1 protein-coding gene and 1 pseudogene are annotated in these 623 nt (G+C 62.1%); both read left to right on the top strand.

Annotated elements, in window-relative coordinates:
* On the top strand, positions 1-217 hold a 217-nt coding region (locus EN745_RS35560), incomplete at its 5' end, for a TRAM domain-containing protein (protein WP_127423358.1).
* Positions 218-296: 79 nt separating this feature from the next.
* A pseudogene (locus tag EN745_RS35555) lies at positions 297-623 on the top strand (PhoH family protein); the annotation flags it as partial.

The following is a 623-nucleotide window of genomic DNA, read 5'->3' as shown; positions in this document are numbered from 1 at the left end:
ACTCCTGGAGCAGCAGCAGGGTTTCGGCGCGAGCCTTGTCGGCAGGACCATCGATACGCTGATCGAGAAGCCGGGCCGCCAGGCCGGCCAGAAGGTCGGCCGCTCGCCCTGGCTGCAGCCGGTTATTGTTGATGAAAAGGCCGGCGAAATCGGTGACATTATCGAGGTACGAATCACAAGGACGGGCTACAATAGCCTGTTCGCCGAGTTGGCCTGATGCATGTCGTCCAAAAGTGCCCGCGGGTTTGGGACAACGACATGCATAGCCACAAGCCTCGGCAGATGAGGAGAGACGGTTGAGCGCTGCTGAACTGAAGAACTTGCCCCCGAACCAGGCATCCGGGGCTTCCGACATGGCGCACATCGTTCTGACCTTCGACAACAACAAGCTTGCCAGCGCCCTGTATGGCCAGTTCGACGAAAACTTGGCCAGGCTCGAGCAGAAGTTGGGCGTTGACATCCGCTCGCGCGGCAATCAGCTGACCATCAAGGGCTCGGCCTCTGCCGCCGAGCAGGCGCGCCGCGCGCTCGACAACCTCTACGGCATTCTCCAGAAGGGCGTCGACATCGGTCAGTCCGACGTCGACGGCGCCGTGCGCATGGCGATCGCCGCCGACGACCAA

Source organism: Mesorhizobium sp. M4A.F.Ca.ET.022.05.2.1 (assembly GCF_003998845.1).
Lineage (GTDB): Bacteria > Pseudomonadota > Alphaproteobacteria > Rhizobiales > Rhizobiaceae > Mesorhizobium.
Note: the sequence above shows the minus strand (reverse complement) of the source record. Positions and strands in the feature narration are given on the sequence as shown.